This is a genomic window from Armatimonas sp., from assembly GCF_043757465.1.
Taxonomy (GTDB): Bacteria; Armatimonadota; Armatimonadia; order Armatimonadales; family Armatimonadaceae; genus Armatimonas.
Map to the genome: position 1 here is coordinate 1 of NZ_JAYVPL010000042.1, position 13,854 is coordinate 13,854.

A 13,854-nucleotide genomic window follows, 5' to 3' on the forward strand; every position below is an offset into this window, starting at 1 on the left:
CGCTTCGCAAACAGGGTATTTCTCCTCGTGAAGGCTTACTCTCGGTCTTCCGTGGAAACCCCATTGTTCCGGCTACAACTTGACCTGAGCAGTTACATCGGATTAACAACCGTTGACATTTTTGATCCAGAAGAACCTCGTCTGAATTTTATTTTTTCAAAACGTTCCTTCTTTGACGGATTAAAAAAAGTGAATGGCCGAGATGTTGAGGATGCCATCGCCGTTGTTTCTACTTACCGTCTTGATCCTCAGAACTACAGGGAGCCAAGAAACCAGAAACTTACTTTTTCACGGATAAATAAACTCATCCGTAAAAATATTGGTGCGATGTACTACCGGATCCCAGTGAACTCTGATCCACGGAGTGTAATGTACTCACCTCTCAATAGTGTAGATGATTTAGATCAAGTGAGTAAGGATTTTTAATTGGTATTCTATTGGTGCAATAAACTCTCTTCCGCCGCATCGGTCCAGAACTGTCCGTCACGGAGCTTTTCGTAGACGGCAGGGCGGATGGTTTTCAGATCCGAGAGCGCGGTGAGTGGCAGGTTCTCGACGTGCGGATAGATCACCGTCTTGCCTGAAAATCGGCTATTTTTCACGGCGGCCAGTCCCTCCGCGAAGGTTTCTAGGCCACCGATTGCCGCGAGCGAGTCGCCCGTCGCGAGCGTCCCGGCTTCAAGTTTTTCTTTTACGGCATACATGTCGGCAATGCTGGAGCCCGATGTCCCCACGATCCGCACGTTCTTGAAGCAGATGTCGGAGACATCAATGTTTGCGGTCATTCCACGTGCGAGTCCGGCAAAGACATTGAGGATGCCGTTCTCGGCTAAGTGCGGGAAGCTCTGCTCAATGGCCTCGATGCTCGGCACCATCACCACAATATCGTCGAAGCCGTTGGGAGCAATGGCTTTTAAGTCTGGCGCGGGGCCGGTGCGGACATTGCAGAGGATCAGCTCAACCCCGCGCTCTTTTGCCAGCGGGCCGAAGCGATCGGCGACGGCTTGCAGGCGGGCATCATGGCGATCCGTGATGAGCAGCAGGCGGGGGGGCGCGGGGAGGGCGAGTGCGCGCTGGGCGTGCATCATCCCCATCGGCCCGGCGGCCCCAATAAACCACGAAGCCCCGCCTCCCTTGATTTCGTTACGCCTATTGGAGCGCGGCCCGATATAGGCATGACCATCGTAGTGCACCCGGCCCACATCTACTGCAACAGGGCGAGAGAGCGGCGTATCGAAGTTGAGCAGGGCCACCCCATTTTTGGTGAGTGTTTTTGCCCCCGCCTCAAACTCTTCCGGTGAGGGTGTGGTGTCAAAGCGTAGTGTCGGCTCCGTGCCATGTACCCAGCGATAGGAAGCTTCGACACAAGCCCAGGGCTCCACCAGAGCGCCCTCGGCATCGTTCGAAGTAGCATCAAGGGGCAGTAAATAGCAGCCCTCGTCGCCGTCGAGCAGCTCACTCCCGATCAGTCCGTACTGGCTCATCCCGCCCGTGATCGCGTAGCCGTACGCCAGATTCGTGCCTTTGTAGTAGACATCGGCCTGCACAATAAAGCGATCCCCGATAGCAAACTGCGCTGCGCGATCCTCACCCACGGCCACCACGGTCAGAGTCACCTCGTGCCCCATCACCACGGGGTTGTTTGCCAGGTCGCGCCCGGTTAATCGTGGGTGCTCACCGCCCAGATTGATGATCTTGATGTCGGAAAAACAAATGCCACAGGCATCGTGGCGTACCAGAATCTCATCCGGGCCAGGCATCACCAGCGGCACCGTTTCGAGCCGGACACTGTCCAGCCCCGCGCCATAGAGATGCCAGCGCTTGTAGGAAGTCGGAAGGGTTTCAGGAATCACAGTCTATTGTAGCGCATCATGTCTACGCGATAGAATAGGGCTATGGGAAGTGCGATTTTGGAACGCCGAACACGAGTTACTGCTGATGGTAGCTTGCTTTTAAACCTACCGGAAGCCCTGCGTGGCCAGGAAGTCACGGTTCAGGTTCGTTCCTCACTGCCTGTTACAGAAACGGAGCTTATCGCGGAGATCAACCGCCCGCTGTTGCTTGCCGTTCGCACGCGCTACGAAGCCCTAATAGAAAAGCGCCGTGTAGAAACTCTCAGTGCAACCGAGTACGATGAGCTTCAGAGCTTGACAGATACTGTTGAGGGGGATCATCTACGGCGCTGGGAAAACCTTGCCAAACTCGCAAGTTTACGTGGTGAAAACCCTCTGGAGGCTGCGGCTCGTTTTAGCTTGCTTCCCAAAAACTAATGGCTGTTTCAGAACGACTACGTCGTGAGGTTGTCACCAGAGCAAACCACCTTTGCGAGTATTGCCGTTGCCATGCAAGTTTCTGTCCGTATCCGTTCTCCGTGGAGCACATTCACCCCGAGTCGCTCGGTGGACAAACGGTCTTGGCAAACCTGGCCTACTCTTGTCAGGGCTGTAATAATGCCAAGTATAACTTCATCGAAGCCGTGGATCCGTTAACCGATCAGCTTGTCCTACTTTACAATCCACGAACGGATCTTTGGCCAACGCACTTTCTCTGGAGTGAAGACGGGCTAGAGCTGATTGGCATCACGCCCACAGGACGTGCGACTATCGAACGGCTCCGCCTCAACCGGGAAAACGTCGTCGGTTGGCGACGGATGGCGATAGCCTTTGGCATTCATCCGCCGTCACCAATAGAATTACCATCACTATGATCCAGGGAGTGCTGTGCCTGCTCATGATCCAAAGCGCTCTGGTAGTTGATAGTGTCCACAATGGAATCATGTAAGATGCTACCGCTTGCCAGCCACGCGCCTTTGCGAATGTCCGGGCGTCGGCCTCGGAGCATCTGGTAGGTTGCGGAGATGGCCTCTACCAAAAGCGCAAGGTGACATATCCCGATCAGCGTGACGATGCCCAGTGCAACCCAAAGATAGATCGACATGAACGGTTTCCTCCACGGCATTTTAGCACACGAACTCTCCCCAGCGACAGAGGCGGTATACTTTGGGGACACGACTATGAGCGAAGCTGTAATTGAAGAGAGTGGGGGCGGGCGCTATCCGTTCCGCGAGATTGAGAAGAAGTGGCAGGCCCGCTGGGCTGATGCAAAGGTGCACAAGGCCACGCAAGACACGAGCAAGCAGAAGTACTACGTGCTTGTGATGTTCCCGTATCCATCGGGCTCCGGCCTGCATGTCGGGCACTGCAAGAACTACGTCCCCGGCGATGTCGTGGCCCGCTTCAAGGCGATGCAGGGCTTTAATGTCTTAAACCCGATGGGCTGGGACGCCTTCGGGCAGCCCGCCGAGCAGGACGCGATCAAGCGGGGTGTGAACCCGCGCACGGTGGTGCCGACGCTGGCTGAGGTCTACAAGAAGCAGCTCAATATCCTCGGGGTCAGCTACGACTGGGACCGCGAGATCAACTCTACCGACCCCAGCTACTACCGCTGGAACCAGTGGATGTTTTTGAAGCTCTACGAAAAAGGGCTGGCGTATCGTGATGCCGCTCCGGTGAACTGGTGCGTTAATGAGAGCACTGTGCTGGCCAACGAGGAAGTAGTGGATGGCAAGTGCTGGCGCTGTGATGGCCCGGTTATCAAGAAGCCTCTGCCACAGTGGAAGCTACGGATCACCAGCTACGCGGACCGCTTGCTGGCGGGCCTCGATGGTATTGACTGGGCAGAGGGCCTGAAAACCCAGCAGCGCGACTGGATCGGACGCAGTGAGGGCGCCGAAGTGGAGTTCAAGCTGGCTCCCCCGTTCGACGGGGGCGGGGGGGGCATAACTGTCTTCACGACGCGTCCGGACACGCTGTGGGGCGCGACGTTTATGGTGCTCTCGCCGGAGCACCCGCTGGTGGCGCAGATTACGACCGAAGCGCAAAAAACCGTCGTGGAAGCCTACGCCGTTGATGCGACGAAGAAGTCCGACGAAGACCGAACGGCAGAGGGCAAGGAGAAGACGGGCGTTTTCACGGGAGCCTACGCGACCAACCCGGTCAATGGAGCGCTGATTCCCATCTGGATCGCCGACTATGTTCTGACCGGCTACGGCACGGGTGCGATCATGGCGGTTCCTGCCCACGACCAGCGCGACTTCGAGTTCGCCCGCAAGTTCGAGCTGCCGATTGTGCTGGTCTACGCCGAGGCCGACACACCCATAGAGAGTGCGCTGACGGAGGCCTTCGCGAGTGGCGGGATATTTCGAGAGTCGCTGGGCTCGCCGTTCTCGGGCGAGCCGCAGGACAAGAGGGTGATCGTCCCCAAGGTCGTGAAATGGATCGAGGCGCAGGGCTGTGGGTGCGGAAAGATCCAGTACCGCCTGCGCGACTGGTTGCTCTCCCGCCAGCGCTACTGGGGCACGCCGATTCCGATGGTGCACTGCCCGAGCTGTGGGATCATCCCCGTGCCCGAAGACCAGCTCCCCGTGATCCTGCCCGACTGCGAGAACTACAAGCCCGGCCCCGATGGTCGCTCGCCCCTCTCGACCATTGAGAGCTTTGTCCAGACAACCTGCCCGAGCTGTGGTGGCCCCGCAGAGCGCGAGACCGACACGATGGCGGGCTCCGTGGACTCGTCGTGGTATTTTCTTAGATTCGCCGACCCGCACAACGAGAATGCCGCCTGGGACAAGGCTATTGCCGACTACTGGATGCCCATTGACATGTACATCGGGGGGCGCGAGCACGCCGTCGGGCACCTTCTCTACTGCCGCTTCTTCACCAAGTTCTTTCATGAGCTGGGCCTGATCTCGGTGGATGAGCCTGCTGCCGCGCTCCGAAACCAGGGAATGCTCAACGCCTTCACCCCCGTGCTCTCGGGCACGGACAAGGCTATCAAGCCCGGCGAGTTTGTGCGCTACCCGCGCGACAAGTGGATCGCGCAGTACAACGCCAACAAAGTCCCCATCCCGGCGGAGCGTATTATCGAAGTGGACGGCCAGCAGAAAACCGAGCCCATCGAGGTCGAGTTCTCCTGGCTGAAGATGAGCAAGTCCAAGCAGACCGCCGTCACCCCGGATGAGATGGCGGACAAGTACGGCGCAGATTCTCTACGCACATTGATTCTCTTCGAAGCGCCGTTTGAGGACACGATCCAGTGGTCCGAGGAGCGCATGAACGGCCCGTTCCGGTTTCTAGCGCGTGTCTGGGACACGGTATCGGGGATTGCGCAAGCTCCCCCACTTGTGGGGGCGGGGGGGGCTTCCGACGCCGACGTGAAAACGCTGCGACGCAAGCTGCACCAGACCATCGCCAAAGTGACCGACGACATCGAGAGTTTTCGCTTTAACACCGTCGTCTCCGCGCTGATGATCCTGCATGATGCCCTGCGTAAGTTCTGCAACGCGGGGGGCGTGGCGCACCCGGCGGCACGAGAAACGGCGGAGGGACTTGTGCTCTTGCTGGCACCGCTTGCCCCGCACCTCGCCGACGAGCTCTGGACGGCACTCGGCGGCACAGGCTTTCTGTATCAGACCCAGTGGCCTGTCAGCGATCCCTTACTCGCCGCCAACGAGGAAGTGATGGTCGTGGTGCAGGTGAATGGAAAAGTTCGCGAGAAGCTCACGCTCCCCGCCGGGCTGGACAACGACGCGCTAGAAGCCGCCGCGCTAGACTCGGATAAAGTCCGCGCCGAGCTGGAGGGCAAGACCATTCGCAAGATCATCGTCGTGCCCGGCAAGCTCGTCAATATCGTCGCCGGTTAAACCCAGTGGCGGCTCTACGCCACCGCGAACTCGGCGATGGCGGGGGGAGCGTCGCTGGCGAGGATTTGTAGGCGGATGGCTTGGGCGAGTGTCGGGGGGACTTCCTCGACCAGCAAAGCGCCGATCTTCTCGCCCGCAAAGAGCGTGCGCCACTGGCCGTCGTCGGTGAGGCGGTACTCAACGGCGAAGAGCTGAATCTGCTCGCCGCCCGCCTCCGAGAGCGTCACGCGCTGAACTTCCTGCATCGTCGGTAAGGAGAGCTGGAGCCAGCCGCGCGACTCGGCGCTCTGCCAGAAGGTCTCGGGGTCGCCATCACCCGCCTGCACGGCATCGTGGCCGTCGGTGATGCTGGAGGCAGTGAGGGGGAAGAGCGGCAGGGTGGCTTCGAGGATAATCGGCTCAGGCACGGCGACCGGCGCATCCTCCGTCTCCGTTTCCCCTGTGGTGAGCGGCCCAGGGGAGACTTCGGGAATCTCCGCAGCAGCATCGGGCGCTTTGGCAGCATCGGCTTCGGCCTGAGCCTTGTCAGCCACTTTCTTGGCGACGGCAAAAACAAGCGGGGTCAGGATCAGCGGAATAAACGGTAGCGGCATGGGTTCTCTCCTAATATCTTTCGTTATTGTAGCGCATCCTGCAAGCCCGTGTAACGTCTGCGTAACGGCCCGGTGGTAGAGTGCGAATCATGGAACCAAGACAAGTCTCTCGCCCGGTACAGCAGCTCGGCGGGCTCTTTATCGCAGCAATGGGCGTGTTTCTTACCTGGCAGATCTGGCAAGGCGTACTATCGCCGTGATTGGCATCGTCCTCACCATTGCCTACTTCTTCACCCTCAGTGGCGGAACTCTACGCGCCGGGGATGAGCGCGGAGGCGCTGTTTCAGCACTTTAGTCTCCTTGGCGAGGAAGCGTTTATGGCGGGGCAGAGCTTCTCTTCCTGGGACTATGCCCGCGCTCAGTCGGCTACACTTGCTGGCGTTTCTGCCATTCCGGGTAGTCTTTCTTGCAATGGGCTCCCCGTCTAGCTTCCGACCTTCTGCCGAAAGCCCTCAATCCGGTGGAAGGTCAGGAAGTTCGCGTCGTGGTTGTTGTGCGCCCCGGCGAAGTCATCGTCGTAGGCCGTGCGGCAGGTGGCGATGATATCCTCGCCCTCAAAGCGCCACTCGACATACTGAAATCCGTGGTGGATAGTATCGGGGTGCGAGAGAATCACAGAGCGCACTTCCCAGTCGCGTAAATTGGCTGAGCTGGTGAGCGCCAGCGTATTGCGCACTTTGCCCGGATCGGCGGCCCGGAATTTTTCGCCGACGATACTCGCGAGGCTCCAGTAGCGCTTGCTCTTTTTATCCCAGCGAATGGCGAACTTCTTGGCACCGCCGGGAAAGGCAAAGAAGCCCGTCGCGGGGTCGAAGCTCGCGACTTTCCCATCGTCCGAAATCTTCACCCACGCCGCTTTTTCATCGGGGGACTTGGTCTGGACACGCAGAATGTCTACGAGTGAGCCGTCGGGAGCGACGACCACATTTCCCTCTAGCCACGCGCCCATATCGCCCCCATTCCAGCTTCGGTCGCTCGGGAGAAAGTTGGTCGCACTCCAGTTTTTCGGCTCCATTAAGTCGGCGCTCACGGGTGCAGAGAGCACGCCCGCGCGGTAGTTGATTCCCCAGGCGGTGGGCGGATTGCGCCACTCGAACGCCCGCCAGAGCCTTCCCCTGTGCTCGATAATCGGCACGGGTGCACCGTGGTACTCGCCCTCACCGCGCAGAATCGCGCTCGTCCAGCCCTCACCGCCATCGGTAGACTGATGAATCACCACGTTGCCGTGGTGCTTATCGGTGCCCAGCAGATAGAGCACCTTCTTGTGGACGAATAAGTTCGACCAGAACGCGCCGTTTATCGTCGCGATCTTCTCCCAGCTCTTGCCCCTATCTTTGGAGCGAAAGACATGTGAGACAGCTCTGATGTGCTCGGTGCTCTTGGGGCCGAACTCATCGTGGCTTGCGATATAGTCTCCATTGGTCAGAACGGCTAGCCCGGGCGAGCCGATATAAATACCAGTGCTGGCGGGGACATGATTGATGACGATACCAGGAACCGTGCTCATCGTTGGTTTGCCTTCCTAGCCGCAGTAAGAAGCAGCACGGCGGCGATGACGTAGGCAATCGCGCCCAGCCCAATCGCGTTGCTCATGTTTTGAATCTCGGTGCCATTGCCATTTTTCGATGCCCAGCCAATAAACAGTGGCCCGAGCGCTCCGCCGCCCCAGCCGACCGTGTTCATAATGCCCGCCGCTGTCCCACGGGCACGGGGCTCGATATTGTCGTAGAGCGACGCAAAAATTCCTGAGTCATAGAAGCCCTTGCAGAGCCCAAATGCGGTCATGGCACCGATGACCAGCGGCGTTGTGGTCGCGTGGCCGATTCCCCAGACAAAACCCGCCCCGAGCAAGAGACCCGTCGCCTGGATTAGAATACGTCCACCCCGGTGTTTCTGTGAGAGTTTATCGGCGAGAAAGCCTGCAATGGGAACACTCACCGCGCTGGCGATATGGATAAACGCCGCGCCCGAGAGCCCGGCAGCCGCGAGCTTGAATCCGAACTTCTCCACCAGAAACGTCGGGGTCCAAGTCAGGAAAATCGTCGCCACAAAGTTCGCCCCCAGAAACGCCAGCATGAGCAGCGGCACCACGGGAGTGCGGAAGATCGCCCGAAGCGTCTCGCCCAGGGGCAGGGATGCCGGGACATCGGCGCTTTGCGGGCGCTCGCTCTCGCCACGCACGGGCTCACGCAAGATCTTGTAGAGTACCAGTGCTAGCACGAGCCCGAGGCCACCAAAGAGATAAAACCCCGAGCGCCAGCCGAAGCTCTCGGCCATTACGGCCCCAATCCAGCTCCCCAGTACCGTTCCCGCGTAGACACTCGACTGGTGCGCCGCCATGGCGCGGGAGCGGGTGGTTCTATCGTGGTAGTCGCTCACCAGAGACATCGACGCGGGAAAGTAAAACGTCTCCCCAAAGCCCTCTAGCGCCCGCACGGTCACAAAGTGCCAGAGCTTGCCGCACCAGCCGGTTGCCATCGTCACAAGGCTCCAAAAGACACAGCCGCCGAGAATGAGGTCTTTTCGTCGCACCCGATCCCCAATAAAGCCCGCCAGTGGAGCGCCAGCAGCGTAGACCCACATAAATGCCGAGCCGATCAGGCCGAGCTGGAGCTTATCAAAGCCGAACTCTTTCTGGAGCACGGGAAAGACGGCGGAGATCGCCTGGCGGTCGGCGTAGTTGAAGAAACAGATAAACCACAGCATCACCACGACGTGCCATTTATAGTTTCGGCTCATGCCGCTTTAGTTCGGCACCGCCAGCCGTGAAACCTGCACTAAGAATAGCGCAAGGATATACTGGCTCTATGAAAACGCTATCTTCTCGAAACCTGAGGATGGTTCTCTGTGGTATCTGCCTTGGTCTATTCTTTACGTGGACGGTTTTCTTGAGAGAGCGTTCTCCAGCACCCGTAACGCCATCCTTCCCACAAGTCGATCCTCCCAAGGCGCACATCCGGCGCTCCGAGGCGGTTCAGGTCGCGCAGGAAGCATTTCGTAAGGCCAATCTTCCCTATGAAGGTCTCCAGGTCGATGCACGATATGTCACGGTTCAGGAAAAAGATGGTAGCAAACACCAGGAATGGTGGGTCTTTTTCGTTGATCCCAAGGTCACTCAAGTCGGAGCATCAGGCGTCCACATTGATGATCGCACTGGTAAGACCCATGTATCGCTAGGTGCTTGATGGAACGATATAAATCTGGTTGCTTCCGCTGATATGTCGTAAAAATGCGAGCTGCTTGCCGTCGGGGGAGAAGACACAGGCCAGCGCCAGCGGCGCGTCACTAGTGCGCTTTGTCAGACGGCGCATCTTGCCCGTCGCCGTGTCAATGGTCATCACCGAGCCATCCGCAATAACCGCGAGCTGACTGCCGTCGGGGTGCCAGGTGAAGGCGGAGGTGATGGGAAACTTATTGCGTGTGAGCTGGCGAAGCGTCCCCGTGCTCGGAGAGATGAGCCAGAGCTGGATGAGCCCCGCGTCGTCGGCCATGAGAAACGCGAGCTGGGAGCCGTCGGGTGACGAGCGCACCCAGTGCCTTGGAGCCAGCGCGATGCCGTTTTTGGTGTGGGTCAGCCGTCGCTGTGTTGGGCGCTGCATCTCCAGCCCCTCGGCCAGGAAGATTTCCACGTGCGGCGTGCCATCAGCCTTGAGCGTCTCGCCGAGAAAGGCTAGAGTGCGCGAGCTGCCCACCCAGCCCTCTTCAAACGCGCGGCGGATTTCGTCGCCACCCGGCTTGGGGTTTGGTGTGCTCCTGGTTGCCAGAAACGAGAAGTGCGTGCTGTCGTGGTTGCGCGGGTGGGTTTTCGGCACCGAGACGGCCTTGGGAAAGCAAACCCCCACTTCCCGTATTCCGCTATTTTCCAGCGCATCGTTGTAGGTGTAGCTCAGCCAGTCGCCCTTCGGGTGCCAGACATGCACGTGCGAGCCGCCGCGTAGCGCTCCGGGCGTCCCTGGCGCGGTTAAGTCACGCGCATCGAGCGGCAGGGCGACGAGCGTGTCGGTACTTACCACCATACCCTGCCGGTGGGAAACCCCATAGCTCCAGTCCAGCGTCGGGTTCTCCGGCCCGTGAATAAACACAATCTTATTGTCGCTCGGATGGTGTGTCGCTACCCCGACATGCGCTGCGTTTTTCGCCTCAAAGAGCCGCTGTACCTCGCCGGTCTTCACCCGGACACGCTCGATAGAACTGCCGTCAAAGACCGAGCCGTCGCGGTCCGAGCGCGTGTCGTAGACCAGCCACTCCGAGTCCGGCGACCAGACATTTGTATTGGTAAGAATCCGCCCGCCGGGGCCGTGCGTCACTTGCTGCTCTGGCATCTCAGAGCCTTGGGGTACTAGCCTTCTCACGTTGGCACTGCAAAAAGAGCCTGACTACCTCGGGATCCCACTGGGCTGCCGCGCCTTCCTCCAGGATTTCCAGGGCACGCGATGACGGCATTCCCTGGCGGTAAGGACGATCCGTAGTCATCGCGGAGAACGCGTCGGCCACCGCCATCAAGCGTGCGACGAGCGGGATTTCCTCCCCCACGAGTCCATCGGGATAGCCCTTTCCATCCCAGCGCTCGTGGTGGTGACGAATGGCGGGGAGCGTTTCTTCGAGCCCAGGAACCGCGGCGACAATCACAGCCCCCATGACGGGGTGTTGCTGAATCGCCCCTAGCTCCTCGTAGGTGAGCGCACCAGGCTTGCGCAGGATGGCATCGGGCACTCCAATCTTCCCCACATCGTGCAGGAGCGCTGCCACAGCCACGTTCTGCAGGGCGGTCTCATCCAGCCCAAGAAGACGGGCGAGCTGAAGGCTATACATCAGAACATCTTCGGAATGATGCTTGGTATAGCGGTCTTTATTGTCTACTGCGGTTACCAAGGCATCAAGCATTGAGAAGCCTTGGAAAGTACTGCCTGCCCGCTCACGTGTGAGTGTCGCTGCATTATCTCTCATGCCTCCTGTCTTCGCGTGGCGCAGACGCTCGTCGGCCAGTCGGATCGCATCATGCCAATCGGGAACGGGTGCAAACGGCTCAAGTGGGGTAGGGGGAAAAATCGCCACTCCCAAGGAGACGGTGATCGGTATCTGCGTTTCCTGGTGAGGAGGCTGAAACGACAGCTTTAGCTGCGAGCGAAGGCGTGCCTCTAGTTCAGGGAGGGCAGCTACTTCAATCCCTGGCAAGAGCAGAGCAAACTCGTCTCCTCCAAAGCGCGAGATCGCGTCATACGCACGACAGATCTCACGCAGACGTTGCGCCACCAAGCGAAGAACTTCATCCCCGATAACATGACCATAGACATCATTGAAGAACTTAAAGTTGTCTAGATCCATCATCACCACGGCGAGCGTGCTTCCGTCACGCTGGGCGCGTGCCACTTCTTCCTCTAAGCGCTTGTGAAAAACTCGGTGGTTGAGTAGCCCTGTGAGCGGGTCATGGTCGGCACTCTCCTGAAGGGCAGCTTCGTGGTACTTGAGCTGGGTAATATCGGTACAGACTCCCACGGCACGCCAGCGACCCGGAGCCAGTGTCGCCACCTCAACATCCTCTTTAAGCCAGACTACCGTGCCATCGTCGCGCCGACAGCGGAACTCCTGGCTATAGTCCTGTCCGGAGCGAATCGCGATAGCGGAAGTTCGATCGTTATCCGGCCAGTCCTCCTGAATCCGGCTGGCGATCCAGGCTTCGGTGTAGGATTGTCCCAGTACCTGCACGACAGGAAGAAAGTCCGCTGCCGCTGCCTCATTGGAGACATCGAGCTGCCAGTCGAGATCTTCTCCCCCATCAGTAACGGTTGCGTGCCAGAGCAAGCAGTGGGCTCCGGTCATTAGGTACTGGAAGTCCGTTTCGATTTGTTTCTGGGGCGTGATATCCGTGCAGACACCAATGACCCTCCAGAGACGCTCGCCCAAGACCTGCACTTCGACATCCTCCTTAATCCAGCGCAAGGAACCATCGTCAAGATAGCAGCGGAACTCCTGTGAGTAGCTCTCTCCCGCACGAAGCTTTTGATAGCTCAGCTGGTTGGCACGCACATGATCCTCTGGATGGCGTGCTTTGTACCAGGCCTGCGTAAAGTCTTGGTCGGGGATAAGCGGAACGGGAAGAAAACGATGGGCCGCCTCTTCGTCCTGAAAACGGACATCCCAGTGGAGTTTGGAATCTCCTGGGTCTTCGACGGTTCCTGACCATAACAGGCAGCGGGCATGGCTCACAATCGTGCGCAAGTCGCTTTCCGCTTGCTTCCGTGCCGTGATATCTCGGGTCAGTCCCAAGACAGCCTCGATATTGCCCGAGGCATCGTACAGAGGAACTTCGTGAGTTTCCATCGAGCGGCGCTCACCGGTGAAACTGACAATATCAAACTCTAGGGTACCCGTCTCGCCGCGAACCACCTGATCATGTAGGGTCTGGTACGCCACACGGTGATCCTCCACGACTAATTGAAAGACGGATTGGCCGCGCATCGTCTCGATGGAATCACAGCCGATCATCTGTAAGCCCGCGGGATTCATTTCCCGCAATGTACCATCGGGTGCGACCACCTTCACGCACTCTGGCTGATGGTTTACTATCGCCTGGAGGCGTGCCTCGCGCTCTCGCAGAGAATGTTCTGACTTCAAGCGTGCCTGCTCCGACTGAATGCGCTCGATAGCGACTGCTGCCAGCGTGCCAGCCGCATGAATCGTCGCTATCTCCGTCTCGCTGGGAGCACATACCTGGCGGTGATAAATGGCGAATGTCCCCAGAACCTTGCCCCCCGAGCTGAGGATAGGCTCCGACCAGCACGCTCGTAACCCTGCTTCCGAAGCGACATCACGATAATCTTCCCAAAAGGGATGGGTTTGAATGTCCTCAATAATAACACGCTGTCCTAGGTATGCCGCAGTCCCACAAGAACCCACTTCAGGGCCGATAGGAAGCCCCTGGATCGCATCATTGAAGGTATCGGGCAGACTAGGAGCCGCTCCGAGAAGCAAGTGGGTCTCGTCGGAGTCAAGAAGAAGAATGCTACACAAGATTCCGGGATTTCGTGCCTCAGTGCTCTGGACAATAGCCTGGAGTACGTCGGAGAGTGGTGCCCCGCCAGCAACGAGGGCAAGATTATGCAACTCGCGTGTCGCAATGGCCTTCTCTTCGGTAATATCGGTGCGAATGGAGACGTAGTGATAGGATACCTGCTCACTGTCTTGAAGAGGCACAATCGTGGTGTTTTCCCAATAAAAAGAGCCGTCTTTAGCACGATTTCTAAGTTCACCACGCCAGATGTTGCCTGCCGCAATGGTTGTCCAGAGCTCTTCCATAAACTCTTTGGCATGGTATCCCGAGTTAATGATCCGGTGATCCTGAGCAAGAAGCTCTTCTGAGGAGTACTGTGAAACGGCACAGAACTTATCATTGACGTAGATAATAATCCCTTTGGAGTCTGTAATCGCCACGCTGGCGTGAACATTGAGTGCTTCCTCAATGTCGCTCCAGTATCGGCTTTGTTGTAAGAGCGCTTTCATTCTTTGGGAAGGATACCCGCAACGGGACACTCGAGGCAAGGTGGAGAGAGATCCAGGTAC

Annotated in this window: 12 protein-coding genes and 1 pseudogene; 6 read left to right on the forward strand and 7 right to left on the reverse strand. The window is 58.4% G+C overall.

Annotated features, from left to right (window positions below; all coding sequences use genetic code 11):
• Window positions 1–426, forward strand: a pseudogene (locus ACH2ED_RS05525) (hypothetical protein); the annotation flags it as partial.
• 8 nt (window positions 427–434) lie between these two features.
• Here the strand turns inward: ACH2ED_RS05525 and ACH2ED_RS05530 are convergent.
• Window positions 435–1,853, reverse strand: a complete 1,419-nt coding sequence (locus tag ACH2ED_RS05530) for an alcohol dehydrogenase catalytic domain-containing protein (RefSeq protein WP_395089209.1) — start codon at window positions 1,851–1,853, stop codon at window positions 435–437.
• 42 nt (window positions 1,854–1,895) lie between these two features.
• On the opposite strand from ACH2ED_RS05530, the gene ACH2ED_RS05535 reads away from it, so the two are divergent.
• Window positions 1,896–2,270 (forward strand): hypothetical protein, encoded by a 375-nt coding sequence (locus ACH2ED_RS05535; protein ID WP_395089210.1) that lies wholly within the window; start codon window positions 1,896–1,898, stop codon window positions 2,268–2,270.
• Complete coding sequence (locus ACH2ED_RS05540; protein WP_395089211.1) at window positions 2,270–2,707, forward strand: HNH endonuclease; 438 nt, start codon at window positions 2,270–2,272, stop codon at window positions 2,705–2,707. Before ACH2ED_RS05535 ends, ACH2ED_RS05540 begins: the two co-directional genes overlap by 1 nt.
• Here the strand turns inward: ACH2ED_RS05540 and ACH2ED_RS05545 are convergent.
• Window positions 2,671–2,937, reverse strand: coding sequence for a hypothetical protein (locus ACH2ED_RS05545; RefSeq protein ID WP_395089212.1), 267 nt, complete (start codon window positions 2,935–2,937; stop codon window positions 2,671–2,673). The genes ACH2ED_RS05540 and ACH2ED_RS05545 overlap by 37 nt on opposite strands.
• Before the next feature lie 76 nt (window positions 2,938–3,013).
• On the opposite strand from ACH2ED_RS05545, the gene leuS reads away from it, so the two are divergent.
• A complete protein-coding gene (gene leuS / locus ACH2ED_RS05550; RefSeq protein WP_395089213.1) occupies window positions 3,014–5,701 on the forward strand; it encodes a leucine--tRNA ligase in 2,688 nt (895 codons plus the stop codon).
• 14 nt (window positions 5,702–5,715) lie between these two features.
• Here leuS and ACH2ED_RS05555 read toward each other — a convergent pair whose 3' ends face one another.
• A complete protein-coding gene (locus ACH2ED_RS05555) occupies window positions 5,716–6,294 on the reverse strand; it encodes a discoidin domain-containing protein (protein WP_395089214.1) in 579 nt (192 codons plus the stop codon).
• Window positions 6,295–6,512: 218 nt separating this feature from the next.
• On the opposite strand from ACH2ED_RS05555, the gene ACH2ED_RS05560 reads away from it, so the two are divergent.
• Entirely contained in the window at window positions 6,513–6,722 is a 210-nt protein-coding gene (locus ACH2ED_RS05560; protein WP_395089215.1) for a hypothetical protein, read from the forward strand.
• On the opposite strand, the gene ACH2ED_RS05565 is transcribed toward ACH2ED_RS05560, so the two are convergent.
• Entirely contained in the window at window positions 6,719–7,801 is a 1,083-nt protein-coding gene (locus ACH2ED_RS05565) for an exo-alpha-sialidase (RefSeq protein ID WP_395089216.1), read from the reverse strand. The two genes, ACH2ED_RS05560 and ACH2ED_RS05565, sit on opposite strands and share 4 nt — an antisense overlap.
• Window positions 7,798–9,033: an MFS transporter gene (locus tag ACH2ED_RS05570; protein WP_395089217.1), complete on the reverse strand. Its 1,236-nt coding sequence runs from the start codon at window positions 9,031–9,033 to the stop codon at window positions 7,798–7,800. The genes ACH2ED_RS05565 and ACH2ED_RS05570 overlap by 4 nt, the downstream gene beginning before the upstream one ends.
• Before the next feature lie 68 nt (window positions 9,034–9,101).
• Here ACH2ED_RS05570 and ACH2ED_RS05575 point away from each other — a divergent pair, with 68 nt between their 5' ends.
• The gene (locus ACH2ED_RS05575; RefSeq protein ID WP_395089218.1) at window positions 9,102–9,479 is read left to right on the forward strand and encodes a hypothetical protein; all 378 of its coding nucleotides are present in this window, start codon (window positions 9,102–9,104) and stop codon (window positions 9,477–9,479) included.
• On the opposite strand, the gene ACH2ED_RS05580 is transcribed toward ACH2ED_RS05575, so the two are convergent.
• Window positions 9,468–10,616, reverse strand: coding sequence for a DUF3748 domain-containing protein (locus tag ACH2ED_RS05580; protein WP_395089232.1), 1,149 nt, complete (start codon window positions 10,614–10,616; stop codon window positions 9,468–9,470). The two genes, ACH2ED_RS05575 and ACH2ED_RS05580, sit on opposite strands and share 12 nt — an antisense overlap.
• A gap of 1 nt (window position 10,617) precedes the next feature.
• Window positions 10,618–13,794: a PAS domain S-box protein gene (locus ACH2ED_RS05585; protein ID WP_395089219.1), complete on the reverse strand. Its 3,177-nt coding sequence runs from the start codon at window positions 13,792–13,794 to the stop codon at window positions 10,618–10,620.
• Window positions 13,795–13,854 lie beyond the last annotated feature (60 nt).

Excerpts from the sequence above, each read along its gene's own strand:
- ACH2ED_RS05555 (WP_395089214.1), bottom strand. The coding sequence starts at position 6,294 with ATGCCGCTACCGTTTATTCCGCTGATCCTGACCCCGCTTGTTTTTGCC.
- leuS (WP_395089213.1), top strand. The coding sequence starts at position 3,014 with ATGAGCGAAGCTGTAATTGAAGAGAGTGGGGGCGGGCGCTATCCGTTC.
- ACH2ED_RS05545 (WP_395089212.1), bottom strand. The coding sequence starts at position 2,937 with ATGTCGATCTATCTTTGGGTTGCACTGGGCATCGTCACGCTGATCGGG.
- ACH2ED_RS05585 (WP_395089219.1), bottom strand. The coding sequence starts at position 13,794 with ATGAAAGCGCTCTTACAACAAAGCCGATACTGGAGCGACATTGAGGAA.
- ACH2ED_RS05570 (WP_395089217.1), bottom strand. The coding sequence starts at position 9,033 with ATGAGCCGAAACTATAAATGGCACGTCGTGGTGATGCTGTGGTTTATC.
- ACH2ED_RS05580 (WP_395089232.1), bottom strand. The coding sequence starts at position 10,616 with ATGCCAGAGCAGCAAGTGACGCACGGCCCCGGCGGGCGGATTCTTACC.
- ACH2ED_RS05565 (WP_395089216.1), bottom strand. The coding sequence starts at position 7,801 with ATGAGCACGGTTCCTGGTATCGTCATCAATCATGTCCCCGCCAGCACT.
- ACH2ED_RS05535 (WP_395089210.1), top strand. The coding sequence starts at position 1,896 with ATGGGAAGTGCGATTTTGGAACGCCGAACACGAGTTACTGCTGATGGT.
- ACH2ED_RS05575 (WP_395089218.1), top strand. The coding sequence starts at position 9,102 with ATGAAAACGCTATCTTCTCGAAACCTGAGGATGGTTCTCTGTGGTATC.
- ACH2ED_RS05540 (WP_395089211.1), top strand. The coding sequence starts at position 2,270 with ATGGCTGTTTCAGAACGACTACGTCGTGAGGTTGTCACCAGAGCAAAC.